Origin of the sequence: Sulfurimonas sp., assembly GCF_028694605.1 — a bacterium.
Classification (GTDB): domain Bacteria; phylum Campylobacterota; class Campylobacteria; order Campylobacterales; family Sulfurimonadaceae; genus Sulfurimonas.
The window spans coordinates 210,064-233,865 of the sequence record NZ_JAQVKP010000001.1 but is presented as its reverse complement, the minus strand read 5'-3'; the positions used below and the strand labels follow the sequence as shown (position 1 = coordinate 233,865).

Annotated in this window: 31 protein-coding genes; 5 read left to right on the top strand and 26 right to left on the bottom strand. The window is 35.8% G+C overall.

Translation table 11 applies throughout. The annotated features are described in order from the left end of the window. Window positions 1-21: 21 nt before the first annotated feature. On the top strand, window positions 22-1,092 hold the full coding sequence (locus PHY84_RS01190; protein WP_299856871.1) for a PIN domain-containing protein: 1,071 nt from the start codon (window positions 22-24) through the stop codon (window positions 1,090-1,092). Window positions 1,093-1,571: 479 nt separating this feature from the next. Further along, the gene (locus tag PHY84_RS01185; RefSeq protein WP_299856869.1) at window positions 1,572-2,057 is read left to right on the top strand and encodes an SHOCT domain-containing protein; all 486 of its coding nucleotides are present in this window, start codon (window positions 1,572-1,574) and stop codon (window positions 2,055-2,057) included. A gap of 39 nt (window positions 2,058-2,096) precedes the next feature. Here PHY84_RS01185 and PHY84_RS01180 read toward each other — a convergent pair whose 3' ends face one another. The 6 genes from PHY84_RS01180 to PHY84_RS01155 are packed head-to-tail and all read right to left on the bottom strand — an operon-like array spanning window position 2,097 to window position 6,405. Further along, entirely contained in the window at window positions 2,097-4,595 is a 2,499-nt protein-coding gene (locus PHY84_RS01180; RefSeq protein WP_299856867.1) for a hypothetical protein, read from the bottom strand. After that, window positions 4,582-5,235, bottom strand: a complete 654-nt coding sequence (locus PHY84_RS01175) for a hypothetical protein (protein ID WP_299856865.1) — start codon at window positions 5,233-5,235, stop codon at window positions 4,582-4,584. Before PHY84_RS01175 ends, PHY84_RS01180 begins: the two co-directional genes overlap by 14 nt. Window positions 5,236-5,239: 4 nt before the next feature. Continuing rightward, window positions 5,240-5,659 (bottom strand): hypothetical protein, encoded by a 420-nt coding sequence (locus PHY84_RS01170; protein WP_299856863.1) that lies wholly within the window; start codon window positions 5,657-5,659, stop codon window positions 5,240-5,242. 9 nt (window positions 5,660-5,668) lie between these two features. Beyond that, entirely contained in the window at window positions 5,669-5,896 is a 228-nt protein-coding gene (locus PHY84_RS01165) for a hypothetical protein (RefSeq protein ID WP_299856861.1), read from the bottom strand. 16 nt (window positions 5,897-5,912) lie between these two features. After that, a complete protein-coding gene (locus PHY84_RS01160) occupies window positions 5,913-6,248 on the bottom strand; it encodes a hypothetical protein (RefSeq protein ID WP_299856859.1) in 336 nt (111 codons plus the stop codon). 16 nt (window positions 6,249-6,264) lie between these two features. Continuing rightward, entirely contained in the window at window positions 6,265-6,405 is a 141-nt protein-coding gene (locus tag PHY84_RS01155) for a hypothetical protein (RefSeq protein WP_299856857.1), read from the bottom strand. Between the two features lie 232 nt (window positions 6,406-6,637). Between PHY84_RS01155 and PHY84_RS01150 the strand changes: the two genes are divergently transcribed. Then, window positions 6,638-6,856 carry a hypothetical protein gene (locus PHY84_RS01150; protein WP_299856855.1) on the top strand — a complete coding sequence of 73 codons (219 nt, stop codon included), beginning with the start codon at window positions 6,638-6,640 and terminating at the stop codon, window positions 6,854-6,856. A gap of 64 nt (window positions 6,857-6,920) precedes the next feature. Here PHY84_RS01150 and PHY84_RS01145 read toward each other — a convergent pair whose 3' ends face one another. From PHY84_RS01145 to PHY84_RS01070, 16 genes are all read right to left on the bottom strand, one after another. Further along, window positions 6,921-8,132, bottom strand: a complete 1,212-nt coding sequence (locus PHY84_RS01145; RefSeq protein WP_299856853.1) for a toprim domain-containing protein — start codon at window positions 8,130-8,132, stop codon at window positions 6,921-6,923. Continuing rightward, on the bottom strand, window positions 8,093-9,172 hold the full coding sequence (locus PHY84_RS01140; RefSeq protein ID WP_299856851.1) for an ArdC-like ssDNA-binding domain-containing protein: 1,080 nt from the start codon (window positions 9,170-9,172) through the stop codon (window positions 8,093-8,095). Before PHY84_RS01140 ends, PHY84_RS01145 begins: the two co-directional genes overlap by 40 nt. Further along, window positions 9,150-9,338, bottom strand: coding sequence for a hypothetical protein (locus PHY84_RS01135; protein ID WP_299856850.1), 189 nt, complete (start codon window positions 9,336-9,338; stop codon window positions 9,150-9,152). Before PHY84_RS01135 ends, PHY84_RS01140 begins: the two co-directional genes overlap by 23 nt. 2 nt (window positions 9,339-9,340) lie before the next feature. After that, window positions 9,341-11,230, bottom strand: coding sequence for a type IV secretion system DNA-binding domain-containing protein (locus PHY84_RS01130; RefSeq protein ID WP_299856848.1), 1,890 nt, complete (start codon window positions 11,228-11,230; stop codon window positions 9,341-9,343). After that, entirely contained in the window at window positions 11,227-11,475 is a 249-nt protein-coding gene (locus PHY84_RS01125) for a hypothetical protein (RefSeq protein ID WP_299856846.1), read from the bottom strand. The genes PHY84_RS01130 and PHY84_RS01125 overlap by 4 nt, the downstream gene beginning before the upstream one ends. Beyond that, the gene (locus tag PHY84_RS01120; RefSeq protein WP_299856844.1) at window positions 11,462-13,192 is read right to left on the bottom strand and encodes a hypothetical protein; all 1,731 of its coding nucleotides are present in this window, start codon (window positions 13,190-13,192) and stop codon (window positions 11,462-11,464) included. Before PHY84_RS01120 ends, PHY84_RS01125 begins: the two co-directional genes overlap by 14 nt. 135 nt (window positions 13,193-13,327) lie before the next feature. Continuing rightward, the gene (locus tag PHY84_RS01115; RefSeq protein ID WP_299856842.1) at window positions 13,328-13,489 is read right to left on the bottom strand and encodes a hypothetical protein; all 162 of its coding nucleotides are present in this window, start codon (window positions 13,487-13,489) and stop codon (window positions 13,328-13,330) included. Continuing rightward, window positions 13,486-13,686 (bottom strand): helix-turn-helix domain-containing protein, encoded by a 201-nt coding sequence (locus tag PHY84_RS01110; RefSeq protein ID WP_299856840.1) that lies wholly within the window; start codon window positions 13,684-13,686, stop codon window positions 13,486-13,488. The genes PHY84_RS01115 and PHY84_RS01110 overlap by 4 nt, the downstream gene beginning before the upstream one ends. A gap of 80 nt (window positions 13,687-13,766) precedes the next feature. Beyond that, window positions 13,767-14,054, bottom strand: a complete 288-nt coding sequence (locus tag PHY84_RS01105) for a hypothetical protein (RefSeq protein WP_299856839.1) — start codon at window positions 14,052-14,054, stop codon at window positions 13,767-13,769. A 3-nt stretch (window positions 14,055-14,057) separates the two neighbouring features. Next, window positions 14,058-14,309 carry a hypothetical protein gene (locus PHY84_RS01100; protein WP_299856837.1) on the bottom strand — a complete coding sequence of 84 codons (252 nt, stop codon included), beginning with the start codon at window positions 14,307-14,309 and terminating at the stop codon, window positions 14,058-14,060. Then, complete coding sequence (gene mobF / locus PHY84_RS01095) at window positions 14,306-15,850, bottom strand: MobF family relaxase (protein ID WP_299856835.1); 1,545 nt, start codon at window positions 15,848-15,850, stop codon at window positions 14,306-14,308. Before mobF ends, PHY84_RS01100 begins: the two co-directional genes overlap by 4 nt. Continuing rightward, on the bottom strand, window positions 15,834-16,103 hold the full coding sequence (locus PHY84_RS01090; RefSeq protein WP_299856833.1) for a hypothetical protein: 270 nt from the start codon (window positions 16,101-16,103) through the stop codon (window positions 15,834-15,836). Before PHY84_RS01090 ends, mobF begins: the two co-directional genes overlap by 17 nt. 140 nt (window positions 16,104-16,243) lie before the next feature. After that, window positions 16,244-17,014, bottom strand: a complete 771-nt coding sequence (locus PHY84_RS01085) for a hypothetical protein (RefSeq protein ID WP_299856831.1) — start codon at window positions 17,012-17,014, stop codon at window positions 16,244-16,246. A gap of 16 nt (window positions 17,015-17,030) precedes the next feature. Further along, window positions 17,031-17,357, bottom strand: a complete 327-nt coding sequence (locus tag PHY84_RS01080; protein ID WP_299856829.1) for a hypothetical protein — start codon at window positions 17,355-17,357, stop codon at window positions 17,031-17,033. Window position 17,358: 1 nt separating this feature from the next. Next, window positions 17,359-18,135, bottom strand: coding sequence for a hypothetical protein (locus PHY84_RS01075; protein WP_299856828.1), 777 nt, complete (start codon window positions 18,133-18,135; stop codon window positions 17,359-17,361). 292 nt (window positions 18,136-18,427) lie between these two features. Next, complete coding sequence (locus tag PHY84_RS01070; RefSeq protein WP_299856826.1) at window positions 18,428-18,697, bottom strand: DNA-binding protein; 270 nt, start codon at window positions 18,695-18,697, stop codon at window positions 18,428-18,430. Window positions 18,698-18,879: 182 nt separating this feature from the next. Between PHY84_RS01070 and PHY84_RS01065 the strand changes: the two genes are divergently transcribed. Together PHY84_RS01065 and PHY84_RS01060 are read left to right on the top strand one after the other, a co-directional pair. Beyond that, entirely contained in the window at window positions 18,880-19,302 is a 423-nt protein-coding gene (locus PHY84_RS01065; protein WP_299856824.1) for a hypothetical protein, read from the top strand. Between the two features lie 7 nt (window positions 19,303-19,309). Further along, window positions 19,310-20,314: a hypothetical protein gene (locus PHY84_RS01060; RefSeq protein ID WP_299856822.1), complete on the top strand. Its 1,005-nt coding sequence runs from the start codon at window positions 19,310-19,312 to the stop codon at window positions 20,312-20,314. A gap of 1,101 nt (window positions 20,315-21,415) precedes the next feature. On the opposite strand, the gene PHY84_RS01055 is transcribed toward PHY84_RS01060, so the two are convergent. The 4 genes from PHY84_RS01055 to PHY84_RS01040 form a co-directional block, all read right to left on the bottom strand. Continuing rightward, window positions 21,416-21,730 (bottom strand): hypothetical protein, encoded by a 315-nt coding sequence (locus PHY84_RS01055; RefSeq protein ID WP_299856820.1) that lies wholly within the window; start codon window positions 21,728-21,730, stop codon window positions 21,416-21,418. Window positions 21,731-21,850: 120 nt separating this feature from the next. Then, entirely contained in the window at window positions 21,851-22,132 is a 282-nt protein-coding gene (locus PHY84_RS01050) for an XRE family transcriptional regulator (protein ID WP_299856818.1), read from the bottom strand. Continuing rightward, on the bottom strand, window positions 22,122-22,487 hold the full coding sequence (locus PHY84_RS01045) for a type II toxin-antitoxin system RelE/ParE family toxin (RefSeq protein ID WP_299856816.1): 366 nt from the start codon (window positions 22,485-22,487) through the stop codon (window positions 22,122-22,124). The genes PHY84_RS01050 and PHY84_RS01045 overlap by 11 nt, the downstream gene beginning before the upstream one ends. A gap of 51 nt (window positions 22,488-22,538) precedes the next feature. Continuing rightward, window positions 22,539-23,621: a site-specific integrase gene (locus tag PHY84_RS01040; protein WP_299856814.1), complete on the bottom strand. Its 1,083-nt coding sequence runs from the start codon at window positions 23,619-23,621 to the stop codon at window positions 22,539-22,541. Window positions 23,622-23,802: the final 181 nt, after the last annotated feature.

Below are 23,802 nucleotides of genomic sequence, written 5' to 3'. Positions count from 1 at the left end.
CAGAATAATGTGAGATCTATAATGAAAAATATCGAGGCTATTTTTTTAGACACTAATGTATTTGAAGCAGCAAGTTTTGAATTTACGGACAACAATCTTGAAAAGCTGATTTCTTTCGCTCAAAAATATAACCTTCCAATATATATTGATGAAATGGTTTATGGTGAAGTTTTAAAACGAATAGAGTATAAAACAAATGAATGGGTTGAAGGTCTCAAAAATGAGAGACTTACAATTTTTTCAAGGACTTTTTCGTCTATCCCACCTAGCAAAGAAGCAATTCGTTCTGGTATGTTTGAGAGGCTCAGCACATTATTTACTTCTAGTACAAGTGATGGTACGATACTTACGATTCCCTCAGATTATCATTCTTTCGAATTGATACAGCTATATCACGCTGGTCTGCCACCATTTAATGTTGATAATAAAAAGAGTGAATTTCCAGATGCGATTGCAATGTTAAATGCCAAAAATTTTGCAATTAAAAATGCCAAAAATATCCTAGTAATCTCTAATGACAATGGTATAAATGAATTTTGTAATGCGAATGGTTTAGCTCACTCACATATGCCTTCTCATGCTCTTCATATTTTAAATTCACAATACAATCTAAATAAATTTTATCTCAAATACCAAGAAAGAATTAGTGCACAGATTGAAAACTACATTTTAAATAATCAAATCCAGTTCGAATTTTATGGTATGACCTTTAATTATGATGATGTTGAAGCTGATTACTCTATTGAATCCATAAACATTGATTCTTTGAATCTACTTGCTGAAGATGATGAGTATTTAACAATGAGCGTAGCTGCCAATGTATCCATTTCATTTATCGTAACCACAGAGCAATTTCCAGACTATGACTATGCAATTCGCGACAAAGAAGATGATGTTTGGTTCACATATATGATGACCAAAATAAAATTTTTAACAGAAAAAACTATAGAAATTTCCTTTGATATTAAAATTGACGATTTTAATGACGGTTCAATCGTACTAACACATACGAGCGGCGAAACCATATTTGACTTTGATCCTGGGAATCTTCACGGAAGCATCATTGAACAATTTCAATATGCCATGGAATAATTTTTACTCCACAAACAGTTACCAAAAAGGCAAAAACTTCTAACAATGCATAAACTTCAACAATTGAATAAACTATTTATCATTGCGGCGATAGTTCTGACTGTATTCATCGTTATTTTTAAACTTTTGACACAAGTCTCTTTCTTTCTACAATGAGCAAATACCCAAAAATAGTAGCCCTTTCCTAATGACAAAAAAACAAGAGTTATCTGGTGGTACGGCCCATTCGGGAAGGTTGTAGTACAGTTGGCTGTCATTGGTATCATAGTTTGTTGGAATAACATTGGTTAAACTCCTGCAAATTATAATGATTGTAGCAAAGTTTGATGAATATGTCACAGCCAATTGGCTTGACTATAAACTTGCTAGATTTTTTAACAATAAAAACCTGTATGGCTAATAAGTCAGTGCCATCTTTTCTTTTTAAAACTCTATTTTTTGGTTAATATTATGTTAATTAAATAATAAAAGGATTGAAGATGGCACAAGATTTTGGGAACAAAAATAATTGGGATTTGTTGGTAATGGGAATCCAAACAGGTGGGTTTAAAGCTAGACTGTTTGGATACTTCATATCTTATGTAATTTTTGCAATAGTCTTAATGCTTCTTGTCTTAATAGCCCAACCAAAAATGCCTGCTGGCACTTTTACAAAATTTGACATAATATTGCAACATTTATTTTTCTGGGGGGGAGCGGCTCTTCCTTTCTACTTCTGGGAGAGAAGCATTAGAAAATTTCGTCGTGCTAATGGGCTTAGTATTTATGGAAATATTAGAGAAGAGCTTGAGCAGAGAGAGATTGATGAGCGGGTTAGAAAAGAGCATAAGGCGTTTGTGAATAATGGTTTAGCTAAAGGTGGCGAGAGTGTTGATAAAAGTGATATCGGGTATTGGTTTGGGTTGTTGAGGGATGGGGCGATTACGCAAGAAGAGTATGATAAGAAGAAAGCGGAGTTGATGTAGCTGTTTTGTATAAGTATTGGAAGAGAGCGGAGTAGGATATTAAATCCTAGCTCCCCATCCGCTAGACTCACTCTTCATGGCATCGATGGAATTATCTATCGCGCTTGATGTAGAAAGGTCTATTGTATTAAATAGCTCTGTATGAAGAGTTACAATAATTTTATAAATAATAACGATACTAAAAACGGCTATCGCAACCTCGAAAAACCCGTCAAATCCATAAAGTAACATCTGAGAGAACAAATCATTGAGATTAAAACCGCCTGCATCTACTTGTGTTGTTCCTAGTGGGTTTAAGGCAATATTGTTATCAAGCATACCCGCTATCATTTTTTTGCTAAAAAAAGTACCGATTGTGTTTAAGAGTGAACTAAACGTTACAGCAAGCCATATACTCAATACAAAGATTGGTAATTCAAGCATATTTGCAAGTATTTTTGCTGAGAACTTAACCATCAGCTCCGTGTTTCTTTGTAAAAACATAATAGGCATAACAAACAGCGATAAGAAGTGAAAACTTAAGATTTTTAAAATAATGATAATAAATCTAAGCACACCTACAATTACCAAGCCCAGAATAGGGAGAAGTGATAAGACGACCTTTGCCGCCATGTATGCAAAACCAGCTCCTAAAGCTGCACCACCTGCGCCTGTGGCACCGATTGCAGCACCGTCTATCGCACCTACCACTGTATAAAAGGCTTTACTCAACCATCCGTCAGCTTCTGGAACTTGCGAACCTACCACCGCACCTGTTGCACCGCCTATAACCAAACTGTTGTCTTTGACAATATCAAAAACAGTTTTTGCCCCAGGGATAAACATATAAGGGACACTTGAAAGCAGATTATGCATGACCTTGTTTCCGTTCGCAATGTTTGCATTGAGCTTCTCAAGAACCTCGTTATTTTTGGCTTTAGCCCCGCTTAAAAGTCCTGCCTGCATTTTTACGATTGGTAATGTTAAAACGGAGAGCATACCCCAGTCACGATAGAGTTCATACTGAAACTGCACGAGTTTTTCCATGCTTGCGAACTTTGGCGATGAACTCGGGTTATTTTGAACTAGAGTAGCATAGCTATTTGTAAGCTGTGTTTTTTTATCTTTGTGAAAGGCACTCAAATAGTCGGCTTTTCCACACGCGCTAAATGCAAATTTTGGGTATTCACCAGCTCCTGCCGCACCGTCCTTTAAACTTCCCTCATCGCCCGTCTCATAATATCCATTTGTTAGCGTTCTGCCTTTATAGGCAGCGTATGCCCAATGTTCTGTGCTTGGAAATGTGCTTTTATCTGTTTCGCCAAAAATTGACTTGCCATCGTACAGCGTCAGATTTTCTTGCTTGTAAATATCGTTTAAGCAGGTATTGTAATTATCAACATAAAAAGCATTTAGTTTTTGGCTTTGAGTGATTTGAGCAGTTGTATCAACAATCTGCTCTTTAGTCCCCAAACCGCTTTTGCCGATAATCGTACCCATCTCGGTATCTATAATTACTTTAGCACTCTGGTTTGCCCAATCTGCGAAAGTGTAGTAACCAAACTTTTCAAACTCTTGATATTGAGTTTTTAAAAGTTCATACTCTGTTGCTTCTCCTGCTTGATTAATATTAATTTGGTCCTGTGGAAAGAATAGTAAAACACCCGCAACGAGTCCCACATAATAAGGAGCAGATGCATCGTGAGTTTTTTTATCTTCCATTTTATTGGCAAACCTACCACCAAAAAACCGCGCCCCGCCATAAGCCCCAAAACCGACAACTAAAATCATAAGAAAGTTCATAGAAACGCTTGCAAGTCCCGCATATACTTCATATATGCCCGCTGCATCTGCGAGAATGTATTCGGTGTTATCTACGATTTCGCCATTGTTTGTAAACTTAGAGGTATATCCTGGTTTAAGTGAAAATTTGCCAGTTGCTTTTGTGGCTGCTATATCAATAATCTCATCATCGGTTAAAACCGCTGCCAAAATCAATTCTGGTATTGTCAAAAAGCCAGCGTTAACTTGCTCTTGAGCTTGATCTGCAATTTCTTTTTTTCTTGCCATGAGAGGGGCGAATTGTGCTTCTGCTGCCGATATCTCTGCCGCTTTTGCAGTCTTAGCCGCTTGCGTATCAACACTGTAATAAGCCTTGACTTCTGGAACGCTGACTTTATACAACCCCATCGGATTATATAAGTCACCTTTTGCAGCGTACATACAAGTAATTACGCCATTTGGCAAGTCCATCTCATATATCGTGCTCGTGTAGGCTTGAGGAGCATCAACTTTGCAAACATCCGCTGCAACAATAGCTTTAAAATCAGGAGTGCCTGAGATATGCTTGGTCAAGGTGCTACTAGCACCGTAAACACCCTTGCTTTGAAGTTCTGCCAAAGTAACAGTAGGGATTGTTTCAACTTGATATTTACCAACCGTACCCTCTGAAAAATCTTTTTTGACTTGATCGGGGATATATTTGCTTTGGTAATTGCCAAAGAGAGAGGTTTGTAAAAACAAAAGAGCCGCTAAGGCTATGAGTTTAAAGGGTTTCATTTTGGACCTCTTTTTGAGCTTGTTTTGCTCTGTTTTTTGAGACGAAATAGTCTAAAGCAAGTCCACTGACAATGTATAAAAATGTGAACCATTGTATGAGTGAGTTATACTCATTAAAAAATAGATTGATTTGTTTTTGTACTTCTGGGTTGCTCATATCTGCCATACCAAAAAGAGCAAAAACTGCACCTTGAGTGGATGTTTGGATAATGAAATAACAAAGCAGGTAAAATGAGATGTAGATAAAAATACGGCTCCAAATACTCATATTGCGTAAGCGCCATTTTTGAAGTTTCTTTGCTTTAATCTCGGCTTTTCTTGCTTTTTCATCTGCAAAAATTTGAGCGACATCGAGTTTTAAAACGCTTTCTATGCTACCAACTAATATAATGCCTATCGCCACGCCATAAAATACCGTGTTACCCAGTAACTGCCAGAAGGCGTTATCGTATTTCGGGATAAAAGTTGATAGAAACATCATCCCCGCGATCGTGAAAGTAATAAGCCCAGTATAAAATATATATCTGAATGCTTGTGGCATAGTTTGTAGCATCTTAAAAATGCTAAGTCCGCGGTCAACATTGCGTAGCCATAAGATGGCTACTTTTTGCGTGAGTGTGAGGTTTTGTATAGTTTCCATTTTATTAATCCTTGTGTGGTCTGACTGCACCGACCGCTAAATATAGCCTATAGCTCCATGCATCGTAAGGAGCTTGTTTAACGATACTATCCATCTCCGCCATAATTGGGTTTCTTTGGCTATTAATCTCTCTTGCCTCTGCAAAATCTAATTTTTCTCTCAGTTGTTCTGCTTTTCTAAACAGTCGAATTTCTTCACTTTTTAGATAATTCAACCTCTCTTGTTTTGCCTGCGATAGCTGTGTAAAATCTCGTTTATATCCATTTTTGATGTAGTCCATCTGAGCAAAAAAGAAAAATAAGCATAACGCGAGAAAAACTGGCATTACATATAAAGCCGCCTCACTTAAAAAGCGTTCCGCCCCCAATACCGCTCTATTGATTTTTAAACCTGTATTACTGTAAATATTTGCGATTTTTGACATGTGTTATCCTTATTTTATGGTTGGGATTTGAAAATATAAAAGCGGGAGAGTTGAGCAGATTAGCTCGATATTTCTCGCTTCTTTTTTTTCAATCATGGATTTAACTTTTTTCAAAGTCAAAATCAACTCTTTTGCCATTGTTGCGCCTGCGATGGATAACTCACACTTTGATTTTTCAACCAAAACATTTAAATTAAAGTTTAGAGCTTCAATCTCATCTCGTTTACATCTGTTCATTTTTTAATCCTCTTTTTTATAAAAATTTAGAGACTATTTTTTGAGCCTCTTTTGCGATCTCTTCGATGTTATCGAAACTGTTTTCAGTATAGACAATTTCACCATTGCTATTTATTTCAAAGTAGTTGATAGATTTATGCTCGGCACCATCATGTATCATTTTATACATAGCGAACTTCAAATTGTGGTCATAGAAAATAAAACCATAATCTGGCGATATGCTTTTTAACTTTGCGTAGAAGATTTGAAACTCTATGTCATTTTCTATCTGTGCTTTGATCATCTCTTGTGCATTTTTAATAGCTTTCTCATAGAACTTAATTGTCTCTTTTGTTTCTTGTAAACTGCCCATTTTCTCTCCCTTTTCTTTATTTTCTATTTTTCATGATGGCGATCATGATAAAAAATCCTATCGCTCCACCAATCAAATCATGTACGGGTGCATTTATCACCATTTCTACTATTTCGTGAAAACTTTTTATTGGTTGCATGGTAGCTATTGTTGGCATCTCTGTCTCCTGTTTATTTATTAAAAAGTCATTTAAGAGATAAGTAAATATCCGAAATGGCTCTTTTATTTATATTATTATAACCAAATAGAAATAACAAAGCAAGTAAAAAGCAGGTTTTTTACTATTTTCTTTTAAATATTATCTCCATTTCGGATATTTACTATTGCGTTGAGTGGTATTTTAAGATATAATTCAATATATACTTATTATATTTGAGGTTATACAAAAAATGAACGATCAAGATTTTAAAGATTTTCTTGCAAAAGAGGATTTAACACTAATAAGATTTGCTCAAATCGTAAACACTCCCCTAGCTACAGTACAGAAGTGGGGGAAGTCCTCTAAAGTACCCTCATGGGTAAGTGCTTTTATTGAGTATTACTATAAAGCTAAAGAGTTGGAAGAACTAAAAACCGCTCTTCAAACAGTCAAAAAACTTTCTCTCTAAAACCTCAAACGCTCCATCTTTTTCTTTTTCAAACCCTGAGCAGTAAAGCTGCTCAAAATTCTCATCATCTTTCTTGCTCCTGTTCTTGAGATTGTTGCTTAGTGCGTTGCTGTAAATCTTCTCTTGTCACCGCTTTGCTTGGGGTCTGTTGTGCCTTTTGGATACTTTCAAGTGAAGCAGCGATATCTGCAAAATACTCAAGCGGTCGCGTTTCTATGCGGTCGGCTATTTTAACGCCCTCAAGCAGCAAGTCGTTAATGTCTTTTTTATATTCGGTCATAACCTGATATCCGATACTCTTAACCTCTGGTATCTCTGCTTTTTGCATAATATCTGCAACGAAACGATAGCCTGCTGCATCGTTTTGATTGAAAATCATAGGGGTTTGTGTTAAGCCCTCTGATACTAACAGCTCGGCAACTTTAGCAGCGTTTGATACGCTGTTTGCGATAATGACATTTACATCGTCTAGCGGCATTTGCTGATATGCAGCGGCGTAATCCATTTTGCTTTCAAATATGGCTACTTTGTTGCTCTGCGGGTTTTTAAAGAATGAGATATCTTTCTCGCCAAGAGAAAGAGTTTTTAAATCGCCTATCTTTTGCAAAAAATGGATATCTGCACCTGTGCCGTCTCTTGTAAGCACGCCTACACCAAAAGCGCGTTTTACCTCGCCTTTGTTATTCGTGTATTCGCCATTTATAACTTTCATTTGAGGTGGAATTTTTACTATACCTCTTGAAGCCAAATAATCGACTGCCATTTGATTAGTAGAGACTTCATAAACGGTGGTAACCTTAGATAGAGGATGAGAACTCTCACGCTGTGCATTTGCCTCTCGTTGTTGTTTTATACGCTCTCTATCTGCTTGAGAGAGCTGATAATCTTGCTGTTTAGAATTAAGAGCCTGCTCAAGATAGTTAGGCACGCCTAAAGTTTGAAGTGAGTAGCTAAGAGCCGATTTATAGTCTTTGCCTGTGTAGTCCATCACTACATTAACGATATTGCCGCTTTTATCTGTGCCAAAGTCTTTATATTTCCATAAGCCGTTTTTGAGAGAGATATACGCACTCGGCGTTTTCTCTCCTCTTATGTTCATGCGATAACTGTCATTACCTAACTCTTTGTACTCTATCCCTAAATCTTGCAAAACGGGTTGAGGGTCTTGCAAGACAAGCTCTGCGTTGGTTTGTGAGATAAAGACTTTGATTTGTTGATCTGTAAATTTTTTTTGGCTCATCTTGATATTCCTCTCTCTTCCTGTCTTTGTTGACATTGCCCGCCGATATTTGCAAATTTAACATCCTCTACGCTTACGCCACTTGAGAGGCTTTTGGATTCAGATATTAAATTTTTAAAATGCTCTTGCTTGATTACGCTTTCAAGCTCCAGAGTTTGTATAGCTTCTTTTGCTTTACCTGTTATAAGCTCAAACCTCTCTTTGAGGTCTTTTCCATTATTTCCCCAGGTCTTTATGTAGAGTTCGCTTTTGTTCTCAATACCAGTCATTGAAGAGAGTATATAGCTAAAGGACTCCGCCTCGCCCTCTCTTGCGCCTCTGTCTTTGTGTAAATTAGAGTAGTCAAGAGAGCCGTTTTTAAATTGCTCACCGTGAATAAGATGATGTCCTAGCTCATGGTAAAGAGTTGATATACGCTCGCTTGTGGTGTACTTTGGATCTATGGCTATTTTATTTTCTAAAAAGCTATAGTAGCCTTTTGCGCCGCCATGAATAGATTCGACATCGATATTGACATTAAATTTTTCAGAGATATCTTTTTTAAGTCTCTCAAAAAGAGCCTCATTGATATCTATCTTAGAACGATAATCAAGCGTTTTATATACTCCTATCTCTTTGGCAGTTGTCTGGTTCACATCAAAAACTGTCCCCGCTTTAAATGCCATACCTTTTTGTACTTTTCCCTGATTATCTAATTTTGGTATCTTTTCACCTTTTGCATTGAGCAGATACTCTCTGTTTGAATCAAGCTCATACTTGATATATGGTGTCGGCACTAAAATCGTAAAACCTCTTTCGCCCTTTTTAACACTCGCTCTTGCACCGTCGCTATTTTTTAAATCACTCCATGTCTTAAAACTTGCCATGTGTTCAACATTTGCATTTCTAAACATAGCCTCATCAGCTATAAGCATCTGATTTCTGAGCGAGTATTTATGAAACTGTCCTGCAAATTTGAAGTAATTTTTAATCTCATCTTCCGTCTGCTTAGAGTCAAGATTGGCAGCTAGAGTCTCAAACTTCTCATTTATTTTGGTGAGCAGCTCATCGGCTTTATTTGGTTGTTCTTTTTTCATCTTGAACCTCTTGTGCATCATAGAACTCTTCTATCTGCTCATCGCTGAACTCTGATAAATCAAGATTAATATCCCAGGGATAAATCGATTCATTGCTTGGGGTCTCTATAGGTGCGGCATTGTTCGCCGCGCCTGACATCTTTTTAATTGCATCTATTCTTTTCATACTCATAAGTTCACCTCTCCTAAATCTTCTTCATTAAAGGTAAAAAACGACGGCAACGCTCCAAACAAATTATGTTTTTCAATGAACTCAAGAGCTGCCGCATCATCATCCTTGATCTTTCGATAACTGTGAAAAAGCTCAAACCTCTGCTGAATGCTATACATTTTCATTTTATTGCTTACAACTTGTTTATCTTCCATGTATTTAGAAAACAACAGTTCAAGATTTACGGCTTCTAGTTTTTCAGCTTGTTTAAAACTTGCCATTGCTTCCTCGCCTTGTCTTTTCGCCTTCTCGAATTTTTTAAAGAGCTTGTACTCCTCAAGCTTCGATAACGGTTTCTCTTTAAACAAGTCCGCAAAAGTAAGATTTTTATAGTCCTCTTGCTCTTCGTTATCAATTCTGTATTTAATAGCATAAAACTCTGACAAATCCGACGGAACTGATTTTTCAGCTTTTTTAGGTAAGTTCGCTTGAGGCGTATAACCTAGATATAAAACTTTCTCGTTTGGTATGTAGCAGATATGCTCATACTTCGTACCTAAGCCGTTTAAGAGATGATTGTTTATAAGATTGACTCTCTCGTTTTTAGTGCTTGTACTTGTACTGCTGCCGCTCTCGCCTTTGCTATGGCTCTTTTCAAAATAAACATACTCTGTCTCGCTGACGGCATCCTTAAAAAGCTTGATTGTCTCTTCCTCAATCACCGAAAAGTAGATCCATGCGTAAGCGGATGATGTCAATAGCTGCTGCAACTTCTTATCATCTTTGGGGATATACTGCACGGCAGGCATGAGTATCCCGCCCTTGGAGCGAATAAGAGTATGCAAACGCTTTTTCGACGGTTCATCCATAATTTGCGCAAAGCTGAGATATTCGTCTAGCGCATACAGGGTGAAGTCAGTCTTGCTATCTGGTAGGCTTGTATGAACTTGAGACATACAAGCTACAAACGCTGTAAATAATGGAGTAAGAGATTTTTCATACTCTGGAATATTGTCCAAAATAAGTTTACATTGATTTTTGCGCTTAAAAAAGTCAGCGATAACGAAACTCTTTTGTTTTGGGTCTTGCATTTTAAAAGCCATAATTTCCAAAGGCTCTAAAATAGCTTCCATTGTGCTTTTGACATCTTGTTTAGACTTTTGAGAACCGCTGTCCATCTCTGCGAATAAATCTTTTATTGCTTTGATAAGAAGTAGCCATTTAACACTTGAGGGTTCATCTTTATACTTTGTGCGTATCTTTTGAGCTAGTTCGTTGTAGAGCCTCTGGCTTGAACTGGAAAAAAAATCTTTTTTATCGCCCATAACACTATTTGCAAAGTTTTCAAAGAATGTTTTTAAGATACCCTCTGACTCTGACATTGCATCCCAAAGATACCCTCGTTTATCATACGGACTAAAAAGCATGTCGTTTTTGCCTAAAAGAGGTTCTACGAAATCCCCAACCTTTACCTGATGAATAACTGCACGGCTATAGAACTTTTGGGATAAGACACTAAAGTAAAACTCAGTTTTACCTGCCCCCATCTTTCCGACTAAAAGCACGCCCTGCGTGAGTTTGAGAGGGTCAAAGTAGAACTCTGTTTTTTCAGCACTTTTACGGTAAAAACCGTTGATACCTGCTTTATACGCATAATCATCATCAAAGCGAAACTCATCGATAAAGACTGTATTTTTTTTATTCTCTCTAAAAAGGCTTTTTAGTCTTGATATTGGTGTCCACATATAGCCTCTTTTAACCTCCAGCGGATTTGGTAAACTACCCCCTGCGTTTCTGTGCGCAAGTCCAGGAAAGCGTGCATATACAAAACCGCTCTCTTTTTTAACTCCAAAAAAATAAAACGATGCAGCAGTAAGTGCCGCGGTTGTAAGAAGTAAATCTGTCATCTTGTCATCCCCTGTTCTTGTGTGATATCTAAAAGTTTTGAAAACATTTTAAAAATTTTTAGCAACTCAAGAGGCACGGCAATTGTTGCCATACCCCCGCTCATATGTAGCACCTCTACACCGTCAATAAGCTTGTCGATAGCGGTGTCCTCTATCTCTTTTCTGACTTCTTTTTTTTGTGATTTATTGCTCTCAAAATCCTCTTCGTCGCCCAGCTCCATAAAAATACGTTTATCCCCGAACATTTTCTACTCCTTGGGATTTTTGAGCACCCTGATTAGCACGCTGTAACTCATCTCTAGTGACTGCTTTACTTGGACTCTCTTGTTCATGTAATGCCGCTGCAACACTTTGAAGCTTTTGCGCATAGTCATAAAGCTTTTTGGAGTCAAGCTCTCCGCTTGGAGTGAGCATATCTTTAAAGCTCTGCTCTGAGGACATGTGAGCTACACGCTCTTTTATCTCGTCTTTTGAGTAGGTCTCACGGGTTACATGCTTACCTTGATTTGCCTCTGCGATTTCGGCAACTGTTTTATCTATGTTGTTATAGAGAGATTGCTTTGCAAAATTGTCAACAAATTTAAAATTATCTTTTGAAACTTCTTTTAGCACACCGATTTTCAAAAGCTCATTTGCATTTCTTAAACTAGCGTTTATAAAAGCATCTATCACACCTGCATCTGCTCTTGCATGAGATTTTGCCGTCTCTCCCCATCTGTCTAAGGAGTCTTTGGAAACACCGTTAAACTTAACGGCTGATATATTCATGAAGTCTCTTGTGGGGGTTGCATTTTGGCGATTAACCGTCTGCTGGTGTTGCCATTGCTCGTTAATTTTGGATAAAACAGTTTTATCCAAAAAATCAACTGTCGGCGTTCTATCGATTACGGTCTCAACGATAGGAGTAACAGACTGCACAATTTCGGCTATATTTTGAAGCTCCGCGGCACGCTGTAGGATTGGTTCAGGATTAAAAATATGATTATCTTCGACTTTTCTTTTTTGTTCCTCATCCATTCCTTGATACTCTTTGTTTTTAACTAAAAGGTCTATGCGGTCGCTTTGGTCAAGGGATTTAGAGAGGGTTTTAAAATCCTCGATTGTTTCGTTTTTAGCAGCGGCTTTGAGTTCATGAACATGTAAGCGTTTTTGAAGATCTTCTATCGTCTGCTGAAAATTTTGTTTTTCACCGATAAGATAATCATTGTAATAGCTTTTAAAACCTTCAAGATATGTCTGATGTCCGACTTTATTTATCGCTACGGAAGAGTCTTTTAAATCGTACCCTTTGCTCACGGCTTTCTCCAAAAACTCATTTAGGATGATTCTGTCACTCAACTGGTCTGGATTAAGGGTGTCTTTAAGCCCCTTTTGTTTATAGAACTCCTCGGCAAACTGCATTAATTTAGGGTCAACATGTTCCCCTAAATCTTTTTGAGAAAATGGCGGCGCACGATTAACATATTTAAGCTGGTAGTCGCTTAGATACGGATCTAATCTTTGGTTGGCAGTTTTATCTGCGACTTTGTCGAAAAATCTATCAATACGCTTTGATAAAGTCTGTATGATTTTATTTGTGTTATTTACGGCACGAGTTAAGACACCTCTTAAACCGTTTGGACGGTTAATAGCGTGGATGAAATTATCTTTCATGTTCTCTGGCACTAAATCACTTCTAGCGTATCGACTTAAGGTTTTTTTATCGTTATTTGCGATTGCTAACTCTAACTTAGAAGACATCATTTTTGAGACATTTTGCGTGAAGTTTTGGTTTTGTAAAAGGTTGTTACCGTTTACTACCTTTGTGGGATTATCTTTGATAAGTTTAATTGCCTCTGTATCTAAATTTAATTGGACTTTTTTGTCCATAAACTTAGCTGACTGCACTTGGTCGTTTTTTATCCATAGTGTTAATGGCTCCGAGCCTAGCAACACTGTCCATTTCTTAGCATATAAATCCATTTTATTACTCCTGATTTGGTATTGAAATTTGATTTATTGACGGTGTAATAGGTACTAAAGTAGTACTTTGTAACCGCACCTCTTGACTGATTGTCGGGTTTACTTCATTTTTAAGATTTTGCACCTCTTTTACCCTTATTTAAAGAATTGCGAAAATGGCAATAGTGTCGTAAACGATATGCCTGCATCGTGAATTTTTACGATGGTTGAAGCAGTAAAACCTACAATCGTTGCACCTAAAAAATACCAAAAAAACATTTTTAGATGGATGAAGATAAAACTAGATAGTAGCTTCATTTTTTTATCCTATTTTTTACATTGGTTTGAGAGATAAAAACCCTTATGCTTGATGGTGTATATAGGATTTTTCCGTCCTCACGATAGAATTGAGGTCCTTTTTTATTGTGTCTCATTTGAGAGAGTTTTGCAACACTTATGCCTAACATTTGAGCGGCTTGAGCAACTGTAAAACCCTCTTTTTGTTTTGGTTGCATTTGAGATATTAGAACTGCAAGTGCGCCTTTGGTTATTTCGTCAAAGTTGTGTATTTTTTTTTGCTCATACTTAGATCCTTTTAGTTTGATTTTCGCATAAGACGTTTTGCGGGGTCGAAAATTAATGTGTCGCCATCAGGCAAAGCGATTTCACCTCCGCCGATCAGTGTTTTAACATCCGCCGTAGTTAACTCCACTCCAAATTCTGATTTTGATCGGCCAAAATCAAAATCAAAATCGCAGCCGACGCTTTGAGGATAATCGGCGCCTGGCAGCACGTCATATTCTATTTCCGAACAATAAACATTTTGAGAATATTTGCTGCTGCGAAGTGTGCCTTTTTGGCAAATTGGGCATAGTGTCGGCATTTTTTAAGCTCCTATTTTTTGATTGTTTAACTCTTGAACGACTGGTTGTATTTCAGTCAAAAACGCTTGTGCTGCGGTAATTGCCGCTTCTTTTTCGTTGGCTTCAAGTCTTGAAACTGACTCTAAAAGTACTTGGGCTTTTTGGCGTAAATCTATGATTTGCCACTTAAACACCCACGCTACACGGTCGGGGTTTAACTCTCGAATTGCCTCGCTCAACTCATGTATTACTTGTAAATTTGAATTTTCACTCATCTTTCGACTCCTTTGTTTTGGTTTTGTCCGTACCTTGCTCTGTGAAGCTCCTCGGCTCTTCTGATGTCGCTGATTGTGACAGCATTTGAATTATCACCTCTTGCTGCTCTAGCATCAACATCATGAGATCTTTCAAACTCGGCTCTTGGCTCTCCTCGCTCGGCGACGGTAGTAAGGTCTGCAACATCTCTAAAATTAGCTTGTTTTGCTCGCTCAAGCTCTGCTGTGCTGTCACGATAACTAGTAATAAATCTATCTCGGTTATTTGTTCCTCGGGCATTTTCGTATTTCTCCTCGATTTGAATTTTTATATTTGGTGTTTTGAGACTCTCAAATAGTTTTTGAGTGTCTAATTTTGTGGATTTGAGGCTATTTAAAAGCACCTCGTGCATCGTATTTAATTGCTTTTGTTGTCGTACCTCCTCATTTTTGACTTGATTAAAAAGGGTTGTAATAGATATTGGAGTATCTATTTTTGCCGCCGCCTTAATGGTTACATTAAGAGGTGTGCGGTGCTTTTTGTTTTGTATCTCGCTTTTTGCCTCATTAATGATTTTTTTAAGCTCGGCTTGTTCGATTTTAGGCTCTTGGATTTGCTCTTTTCGAGCTGATTTTTTGGGTTGTAAAGAGGATAAAAGCTTGTCAAGATTTACATGTTTTGACATAAGCTCAACATTTTTATGACGAACTTCATCTCGATTTACCTCTTTTTTTGTCTGGCGTGTGTTGAAAAATGCGCGCAAACTTAGCTGTGATTTACTCAAATGAGGATGCTCTTTTTTTAGCTCTTCAACTTTGGCTTTAATCGCAATAGTGCGGCTTGAAAAAGCTTGGATAAGGTTATCGTCGACATTTTTAAGCTCGAAAAAACTTTTAGATTTATCGACATCTCTAATTTCAAAACCCGCCTTTTGCAACTCATTTTTAAGGGCTTCGCGGTAGAACTGCCCGACACTTTGTGATAAGGCGGCTTGCCCTTTTTGGAGCAGATGGGAACCGTCAAGACTTCGATATTTGCCGTCCGCCGATTTTGTAAAATTGAAAATTACAGAGTGAGTATGAAGCTGTGGCTCAAGCGAACGATTTATATCATGCTGAAATTTTGCCGCGATCATATTACGTGTATTGATACTTTGCCGCTTACCTTTTGTCTGAACCCTTGTTTTTATATGCTCTGACTCGATGTGAGACAGAGCCGTATTTACGGCGTTGTTATGTGCCATCTCCATTGCATTAGCAAGGGTGGTATCGCCTTTAGCAAGTGCCGCCTCGTAGGCGATACTTACACTTTTTGAGGGCGAAAAAGTAAAATCATAGGCTGGCACCGCCGCCTCTTTGCCTTTTTTTGAAGCGATTAGGCTCTCACCCGTGGTCGGGTGGATGCCTTGTAAGATTTGAATAAAACTCTCATGAGTTAGGTCATTTAAACTTAAACCATCCTTAAGCTTACCGTAATACTCCCCAATTTGTTGGGTATAGTAGTTATCCTTGGAATAGTATGTCGCCGCTTGCTTCATTGATAACTTACGAACCGTCAACATACAAATCCTCTTTTTGTAAACTACTTAACTCTAAACAATCCATCATCTCTTTAAGTTTAGTTGGATTTATATCGTGTTTGAAACCATCATATTTTTTACGGTTTTTGTTGAAAATATCAACTTTTACAGAGATTGATTTTTTTGAATTATTAGTAAAATTAGTATGGGTAGGTACAACCTCACTACTAATAAGTACCACATAATCACCTTTTTTAAAATGTAAATGACTTTTTGTCGCTTTGTAAATTTTCATGTTTCTCTCCCATTTTTTTTATTTTTACACCCAAACTACACCCAAGCACGCCACTTTTTTTTTGAAAAAACAAAAGTGGCATTGGTGCAACAACATAGTTGTTCTCTTTCGGTACCTTTTGAGTACCGTCTTGTTCTTTTTCAGTTCTTTTTGCGATTTTGGCTCTTTTTTTGAGCAAAATTGTCAAAAATCTCATTTAGCAGCTCCGCGGCTTTTTCGCTTTTGAGGTACTCGTTGAATTTGGATATAAACTTGTCTTGATCAAGTATCCCATCTTTTGAAAACTTACCTTTTAAGATTTGTTTTATTTCACTTTTTGGGATTGATTTTGAGACTTGAGAGAGGTCGTAAATCGTTAATTTTTGCTCCTGCGAAAAGTGAAAAAGATCACTGTAAGGCACCTCGACATAGTTATCAATTTTTTTAGAGTAAAACCAGTCAAACTCTGATTTATCGGCGGTGTAGCCGTTAAGCACAAAGACCGTGTTTTGAGGGTCGCCGATTAGCTCGGATGTCTCAATTGCACTTTTAAAATTGTCGATATTGCGATCAAACGGTATAAGCCAAAGCTTGCGGACATCCTCGCCCACGGCTTTTATAAGCTCAATAGCCTTGCGGCTATCGTTCCCGCCGCCACCGTCAATTATGATTTTTTGGTCGCCGGCGATTGTATCGACGACAATTTGAGCAACGATATTTTTATCGTTTGTTTTTACAGTTTGACATTTGTTGGCGGTTATTAAGTTTGAGTTAACAAAGTAGTAGCTACTGTTGTTATCGTCAATCTCAAAAATTTTAAACTCTTGGTTTTGGTTTTGCAAAACCGCAGGGAGTACATGCCATGATGTATTTGTTTTGCCGCAGCCGCCTTTTAAGCCTACTACTGCAATTAGGTCATAATTACTTAACATTTAGTTATCCTTATTTTTATAGGTTTTGTAAAAATAGCTTGGTAGCTATATTTGTATCGGGGGAGTTTTTAAGCTCCTCAACTGTTTTTTTGGTATTTTTTGCGGGGGCGGCAGTGCCGCCCGAGGTTTTTAAGGAGGAATTTGATTTTATGCTTAAGTTTTGTTTAAACTTATTGATTGCTCGCACGCTTATTTTTACACCGTTTGCAGCTAAAAACTCTTGGATTTGCTCGACCTGATAGCCATCGGCGTACAACTCAAATATCTCTGTTTCAAATTTTTTTAAGCGTGAAACTCGCCGTTTTGGTGGGCTTTGCGCCTTAAATTTTTCAAGTGGTTTCATTTTATTTTGCCTCGATTTTTATGTATCTGGTTTCGTCTTGCACAAAACTTACAACTTCCTTGATTTTTTTATGTTCGGGGATTGCAAGGTAATACAGTTTTGGGTTTTGCTCGTCGCGCAAAGCGACAATTTCACCAAATTTCGACTTAAGAATTTGCGCGTTTTGTATGCTCTCGGGCGATAAAATAGTATTAATATTACTTACTATCGTACCGCTCGCAATCCCAAAAAATAGGGATAAACCAATCGCTATAAACATGCTTTTGTTTCGCCATTTTTTTACGCTTTTTGTGAACTCTTGGAGATCGTCCTGCATGTTGTCCAAATTTTTGAAGCCATCCGCGACAATTCGTAAGTTTTCGGCTTTTACACTTATATCTTTTGCCGCCGTCTCAAGCGCCGATGAACTCGTGTATATCTCTTTTTTTTGTGTCTCAAGTTCTGCTTTTAAGCTGTCCGTAATTTTTCGCGCAATTTGTGTAAAGCCGAGTTTTTCGATTTGCTCCAAAATTTTAGAGGTATCTAAGCTTTCAATTACTTTGGCTCGTGAGGCTAGATTATCAAGCTTTTTAAGCTCGGTTATATTATTTTGCAGCTGCATTTCCGCCGCGGTGAGTGCCGATACGACATCCTCTAAATCTCTAAAATTTATGTTAAAACCTGTTTTAGGTTTTGCAGTGGTAGGCTCTTTTTTAAAGGGTATATTTTTCTCTGATTTTTCTAAATTTTCAAAATCAACCACGCCCTCGTCGGAGGCATCCCAGTCAACTTCTTTCATTTTTTTACCTTTCTGTTAAATTTTGTACTGCATTTACTGTTTCCTTAGGAAACACCGTAATAAATGCAAAATCAAATTTAATTTAATTTTTTGGTTAGGTTGCGATCACGACATGCTCACCCCCTTTTTACCATGCTCATCACATATAAATATGACTTAATGGGGTTATTAGGCTCTGCTGCTGCTGTCTTTGTGATCAATTTCAAGTAACTAGGTTTTTAATCCTCGATAAAACCCTAAAAATAGGGCTTTATTGAAGATTTAGTAGGGGCGTCAATGCGTAGCGATATTGCTACGCTGTTTTAATCGTGCCGCTTCCATTGACCATCCATGCTGCGACTGCGATTTTTGAATAAAGAACTCTGCCTTTTTTACCCAGGTCCATTTTTTTGTACTCGGGCCCTACCGCCTCTCTTCGCCAGCTTTCCATGGTTGAGCTGCTCACTCCTATCGCATTTGCGGTTTGCTTCTGATTCAGTGCAATTAGTTTTTTATATTTTGGGTCAAGATTATTAATCTCATTAATCATCAGCTTAATGTGTGTTTCATCGTCAATTTTCATTTTTTATCCTTTGTGTTGTAATTTTTATCTATCTCTTCAATATTATGTGTTATACTATTCATTATTTTATAACCTTTACATAATTGATATAATGTAATTATAATCCTTTATAACTTACAAAAGGCTTAAGATACTTATTATTTGATTATATATTGATTATTACAAATTATAAAGGATTATGATTGAAAAATGAAGCTGAATTGTTAATTGAAAAACTAATGAGTTACTATAATGTATTTACTATTAGTGAGCTCGCAAAAGAAATCAACACATCACAACCAGCCATTAGCCAGTGGAAAAAAAATAATTACATCAAGGCAATCGCATCAAAGTGTCGAGAATTAGGTATATATAGTGAGATATTTGGGGGTGTAAATACTTCTTTTACTCAACGTGGCAGCGGCAATCAACAAATTGGCACGCAAAATAATCGTGATAGTAGCAATATTAATAATTTTGGCACTACCCCTGCAAACCCTGCAAAAATAGATGAGGATATTTTAAAACTCGTAGAGGCTTTAAATAGTGTCGCAAACGCATTAAATAAAAAACAAGAGCTTAAACAAGAGCTTACTAAGTTAATATCTACACTGCCTACTTTATAAAATATGCATGAGTAATTTTAATCAATATGGCAGCGGCAATCAACAAATAGGGGTTCAAAATAATTATTATCAATTAAAAGATAATATATTTCCCATTTTTATCGATATTAATCAAATAGAGAGCTGGTATAAAAACAATCTAACAAATATGGACAATCTTCTACATTCATTTTTAAATCTAAAATTAGAGTATATTAAAAACAATCATATTGATATAGTTGTTAAAACTTCCCGTCTTCAAAGTCTTGATGAGGCGGTACAAAAAACAGAAGAGCTCAACACAAGATATAAAATTCATAACGATATTAAATATGAGATAGAAAAATGTAATCAAATTCAAATATTACTTAAAATAATTATCCTAGATGCATTAAGTATTGATGATATAAACTCTCAAAAAATAATATTTGAGGTCTTACATAATATATGTAATAATCCTGTTAAATGGAGAGAACCAATATTCTTTAAAGACGAATTTGTAAAAGTTTTTAATTTTTTGCAAGACATAGAAAATTTTAAGTATGAAAAAATTGAAAAAAAAACAACTGAATTTATCGAAAGCTTTAGTGTAGCTAAATTTGCAATTTGGACACAACTACCGTTTAAATGTACATTTATATTTAACAGTGGCGTAGAATTTTCTGTTTTTAACATATTTAATAAATGTAAAAATAGTGAAAACTGCAAAAAAAGAGATATGTTTTATAGAAATCTGCTTTGCAAAAGAAACGAAAATAACATTTTAAGCATGTATTATTCATATCTTATAGCTTTTGTTGCTTTAAAAGACATAAATATTGACAAATTAGACTATTGGTTTTTTAGTCTAAGATTAAAAGATATAAAATATGAATATGATAATTTACAACTTGAGCTACAAAAAATAAATATACCATACGAGTATAAAAATAATAGTATTGATTACCAATATGCACATGATGGTTGGAGTGATGAGATGTTTGATTCATATTTTCTTATGAATTTTGAAAAAATAGATAAGAAATATAGATAGTTTCAACCATCTTTTTTATCTCGTTATGTTCTATTTTTCAATCTTTTTCTTTTTTAAACCCTCTAAAGTTTGTTCGTATGTGCGGGTAGTTCCGAAATAGACATAACTACCCCTTATAAAAAAATAACTTTTGTCAACGCCAATTATTCTTTTACAAGGGGTAGTTTCTGCCTTAAAAAAGACATATCGGTTAATGTTGTACTCATTCTCCGAGGCTTATTATATGGACGGTAGCCCTTATCCATAACCTTTATATCTTACAGCTTAAGCAGCGTATCATAGCCACTATTGCCGACATAAAGGGAGTCACTACTTGAGTCTTAGCTCAACTACGGGTATCTCCAGAGTGAATTGAACCGCTTACCGCCTCACACTCTGTACATTTGGTCTATTCTGCTTTTTTTACTTGATTTGCATTCAAGTGACTTTAGTTTTATACCGCTGGTTTTAAGTATGCAACACAAGTTCCATTTATGGGTTTACATACAACTACGCCAGCTCCAGTTAGTGTCATTTTTTAAGGGATTTGCAACCCCGCAGTCCTAACCTCTACCACTACTATTTATTTTGACAATTTTAAAAAATATGAATGGATTTAATAAAGTTGTGGTATAATTGCGAATACCACATAACCTTTATGTGCCAAGCTTTATCAATCTTCACTGGTCGCCAAACTTAGTTCCAGATTGATAGAGTCTTTCATATTTACTACTTCAAAACTCCTTTTTGTGTCATAAGTGTTTTAAAGCTTTGATAGTTGTACTGTCTATCTTTTTTGTGTTTTGATTAATTCTATTGGTGAGCGAGACACAAGGTACTAAGTTGTATCTTTTAAATTACTCAACGGGAGACTGGGAGTCTCCTTGGCCCTTGGGGAGAGCCTACAACTTAGTACCCCGTTCAGTAATTTGTATGTTAAAATTATATTAAATCGGATGGCGATTTACACTTAGTTGATAATTAATGTTAATAACGTAATATTGAAATAATTGATGAATATAGAACATTTTTTCTATAAAAATAACTTTTCAACTTAAATCATTCGCTTTTTTGACATTATTGTGACAATATTTCTTTTGTAAGAAGGGGATTTAAGCCCTCTCAAGCTACTCTGTAAGCAACTCTTATGGCTTCCTCTATTTCAGTTTGCCAGTTTTCATTTGCGTCGTTGAGTAATTTTACAATCGTAGAATCTATTGTTCCATTCCTAAATGCAATATAATCAACCATCCTATCAAAATCTTTTTGTAGCTCATTTTCTACATGTTCAATCCAATTGGGTAATGCCTCGTTTAGCTTTTCTAGTTTTTCATCACTTAGAGTACCGTTTTTATACTCATTGTAATTCTCAAATAAAAAAATAAATAGAGAATCTTCTATTTTTTCCTTTGACATATTGTGTGTTATACTATTCATTGTTTTATAGCCTTTACATAATTGATATAATGTAATTATAATCCTTTATAACTTACAAAAGGCTTAAGATACTTATTATTTGATTATATACTGATTATTTAAAAGCTTATTACCAATTTTCTAAGCTATTGATATATTTAATTTTTTTCCTAAAGCGTTTGTTGCAGCTTCCAATGTATTTAGAGTCAATGAACTGTTATCAGGACTTAGCAATCTATTTACTACAGCTCTGCTTGTGTGCATCATTTGTGCCATTTTTGTTTTAGTGATATTTTGAGCTTTCATCTCTTGTTCAAGCTGATAGGCAATCACTCTTTTAATTGCTATATCATTAGCTTCTTCATAGATGCCTTCTTCTTTTAAAAAGTCGCCAAAATCACTTCCAATATGTTTATTCTTCATCACATTCCCCTGTGTCAATTTTTCTTCTTCTATTTATTGCTATGTTTTTATCTTTTTCAGGCAGTTTTTGCTCTTTTTTTATAAAACCATGCAACAAAATCATACAATCTTTGTAAATCGTAAAAATGACTCTTGCAATTTTATCTGAGTTAAGACTGCTTCTAACTTCCCAAAGTTTATGCTTTGTATCGATTTTTTTAACCAAAGGCATACCAATAGGAAATCCAAACTCTACAGTTTGAATATCTGTGCCTATGATTTTTCTCTCTTCTTTATCTAAAGAAAGGAGCCACTCCTTAACTGGCTCATTGCCTGATTCTGTCTTATAAAATCTAACGGCTATTATCTTGTTCATTCCAGTCCTTATGTCTGTGATTGTATCAAAAAAGATACACAAAGTCAATTTTTAAAACTCTAAATTATCCACTTCATTTCTACCACTGTGATCAGCTAGTTTTGCATATCTTAAAGTCATTTTTATATCTTTATGATTCATGAGTTTTTGAATAGTAAAAATAGGCGTTCCATTGATTGCAAGGTGTGAAGCAAAAGTATGTCTTAGTGAGTGAACTACTACTCTGTTTTTTCTATCGCTTGTATCTACTTTTTTATTAAACAAATCATTCAATATCTCTCTTATAGGCTTTTGAATTGTAGTATTGTTGACATCAAATAGTTTTTCAGAATGGTCTATATCTGCTGTATAGTCTTTTAATAGCTCCACAACATCATCTTTCAGAAAGGCTTTATATGTAGTATTGTTTTTAAAGTCTTTTAGTGTGATAATTTTATGTGTAAAATTTATATCTTTTTTTCTTATGTTCATAGTAGAAGCAAGTCTTGCACCTGTAGTTAAAGATAACTTGCAAAAGAGATACAATCGTTTATCATCTTCAACCGCTTTATAAAGTTTATTTATCTCGCTGACGGTTAAAAACCTTTCTCTGTCATTATCAATATTGTCTTTTTTTATAAACTTTGAAATATCGTTTGTAAGCAGCTCTTCACTAATGCCATATTTTATTATAGTGCCAAGCAGCGTTAATATGTTGTTTACAGTTTTTGGAGCTAATGGTGTTTCAAGTTTTATCTTTTTGAAAAGTTGTATATCTTTTTTGTCAATAGTGCTTAAGTCTGTATTTTCAAAATATGAGAGAAGATGTTTTTTATATGAAGAGATATCTTTATTTTTACTCTCACTATCTGTTCTGGTGTTAAAGTATTCCTCGGCGATATCTTTTAAATAGATTTTATCTTTTTGCCTATGCTTTAAATGTACCTCTTCGCCAAGTCTAAGTTTCGTTAAAATCTCGTTTCTTTTTAAATTACAATACTGTTCTCTTATGCCCTCGCTAAATTTTCCTATTTTTAACTCTTGCATTTTATTTTGAGCATTCTTGAATGTGATATAATATGTTTTGTCAGGCTTTTCATTTGTAGTAGTTTCGCGATAATAAACACCTGTAAATTTAGTTCTTTTTCTTGACATTTTTTTCCAACCTATTTCCAACCTACAATAAATTTTATTGTAATTTTAACGGAATATAGAAAAAATAGCAATTTGATGTAAAGCCCTATTCGTGGTAGTTTGAGGATTGTTTTTGTTCTTTAAGGATTATAGAAAATATAATTAAATACGGCTCATAACCCGAAGGTCGCAGGTTCAAATC

What these genes read in the sequence shown, in the direction of transcription:
- PHY84_RS01190 (WP_299856871.1), top strand. Translation starts at nt 22, where the DNA reads ATGAAAAATATCGAGGCTATTTTTTTAGACACTAATGTATTTGAAGCA.
- PHY84_RS01185 (WP_299856869.1), top strand. Translation starts at nt 1,572, where the DNA reads ATGGCACAAGATTTTGGGAACAAAAATAATTGGGATTTGTTGGTAATG.
- PHY84_RS01180 (WP_299856867.1), bottom strand. Translation starts at nt 4,595, where the DNA reads ATGAAACCCTTTAAACTCATAGCCTTAGCGGCTCTTTTGTTTTTACAA.
- PHY84_RS01175 (WP_299856865.1), bottom strand. Translation starts at nt 5,235, where the DNA reads ATGGAAACTATACAAAACCTCACACTCACGCAAAAAGTAGCCATCTTA.
- PHY84_RS01170 (WP_299856863.1), bottom strand. Translation starts at nt 5,659, where the DNA reads ATGTCAAAAATCGCAAATATTTACAGTAATACAGGTTTAAAAATCAAT.
- PHY84_RS01165 (WP_299856861.1), bottom strand. Translation starts at nt 5,896, where the DNA reads ATGAACAGATGTAAACGAGATGAGATTGAAGCTCTAAACTTTAATTTA.
- PHY84_RS01160 (WP_299856859.1), bottom strand. Translation starts at nt 6,248, where the DNA reads ATGGGCAGTTTACAAGAAACAAAAGAGACAATTAAGTTCTATGAGAAA.
- PHY84_RS01155 (WP_299856857.1), bottom strand. Translation starts at nt 6,405, where the DNA reads ATGCCAACAATAGCTACCATGCAACCAATAAAAAGTTTTCACGAAATA.
- PHY84_RS01150 (WP_299856855.1), top strand. Translation starts at nt 6,638, where the DNA reads ATGAACGATCAAGATTTTAAAGATTTTCTTGCAAAAGAGGATTTAACA.
- PHY84_RS01145 (WP_299856853.1), bottom strand. Translation starts at nt 8,132, where the DNA reads ATGTCAACAAAGACAGGAAGAGAGAGGAATATCAAGATGAGCCAAAAA.
- PHY84_RS01140 (WP_299856851.1), bottom strand. Translation starts at nt 9,172, where the DNA reads ATGAAAAAAGAACAACCAAATAAAGCCGATGAGCTGCTCACCAAAATA.
- PHY84_RS01135 (WP_299856850.1), bottom strand. Translation starts at nt 9,338, where the DNA reads ATGAAAAGAATAGATGCAATTAAAAAGATGTCAGGCGCGGCGAACAAT.
- PHY84_RS01130 (WP_299856848.1), bottom strand. Translation starts at nt 11,230, where the DNA reads ATGACAGATTTACTTCTTACAACCGCGGCACTTACTGCTGCATCGTTT.
- PHY84_RS01125 (WP_299856846.1), bottom strand. Translation starts at nt 11,475, where the DNA reads ATGTTCGGGGATAAACGTATTTTTATGGAGCTGGGCGACGAAGAGGAT.
- PHY84_RS01120 (WP_299856844.1), bottom strand. Translation starts at nt 13,192, where the DNA reads ATGGATTTATATGCTAAGAAATGGACAGTGTTGCTAGGCTCGGAGCCA.
- PHY84_RS01115 (WP_299856842.1), bottom strand. Translation starts at nt 13,489, where the DNA reads ATGAAGCTACTATCTAGTTTTATCTTCATCCATCTAAAAATGTTTTTT.
- PHY84_RS01110 (WP_299856840.1), bottom strand. Translation starts at nt 13,686, where the DNA reads ATGCAACCAAAACAAAAAGAGGGTTTTACAGTTGCTCAAGCCGCTCAA.
- PHY84_RS01105 (WP_299856839.1), bottom strand. Translation starts at nt 14,054, where the DNA reads ATGCCGACACTATGCCCAATTTGCCAAAAAGGCACACTTCGCAGCAGC.
- PHY84_RS01100 (WP_299856837.1), bottom strand. Translation starts at nt 14,309, where the DNA reads ATGAGTGAAAATTCAAATTTACAAGTAATACATGAGTTGAGCGAGGCA.
- mobF (WP_299856835.1), bottom strand. Translation starts at nt 15,850, where the DNA reads ATGTTGACGGTTCGTAAGTTATCAATGAAGCAAGCGGCGACATACTAT.
- PHY84_RS01090 (WP_299856833.1), bottom strand. Translation starts at nt 16,103, where the DNA reads ATGAAAATTTACAAAGCGACAAAAAGTCATTTACATTTTAAAAAAGGT.
- PHY84_RS01085 (WP_299856831.1), bottom strand. Translation starts at nt 17,014, where the DNA reads ATGTTAAGTAATTATGACCTAATTGCAGTAGTAGGCTTAAAAGGCGGC.
- PHY84_RS01080 (WP_299856829.1), bottom strand. Translation starts at nt 17,357, where the DNA reads ATGAAACCACTTGAAAAATTTAAGGCGCAAAGCCCACCAAAACGGCGA.
- PHY84_RS01075 (WP_299856828.1), bottom strand. Translation starts at nt 18,135, where the DNA reads ATGAAAGAAGTTGACTGGGATGCCTCCGACGAGGGCGTGGTTGATTTT.
- PHY84_RS01070 (WP_299856826.1), bottom strand. Translation starts at nt 18,697, where the DNA reads ATGAAAATTGACGATGAAACACACATTAAGCTGATGATTAATGAGATT.
- PHY84_RS01060 (WP_299856822.1), top strand. Translation starts at nt 19,310, where the DNA reads ATGAGTAATTTTAATCAATATGGCAGCGGCAATCAACAAATAGGGGTT.
- PHY84_RS01055 (WP_299856820.1), bottom strand. Translation starts at nt 21,730, where the DNA reads ATGAATAGTATAACACACAATATGTCAAAGGAAAAAATAGAAGATTCT.
- PHY84_RS01050 (WP_299856818.1), bottom strand. Translation starts at nt 22,132, where the DNA reads ATGAAGAATAAACATATTGGAAGTGATTTTGGCGACTTTTTAAAAGAA.
- PHY84_RS01045 (WP_299856816.1), bottom strand. Translation starts at nt 22,487, where the DNA reads ATGAACAAGATAATAGCCGTTAGATTTTATAAGACAGAATCAGGCAAT.
- PHY84_RS01040 (WP_299856814.1), bottom strand. Translation starts at nt 23,621, where the DNA reads ATGTCAAGAAAAAGAACTAAATTTACAGGTGTTTATTATCGCGAAACT.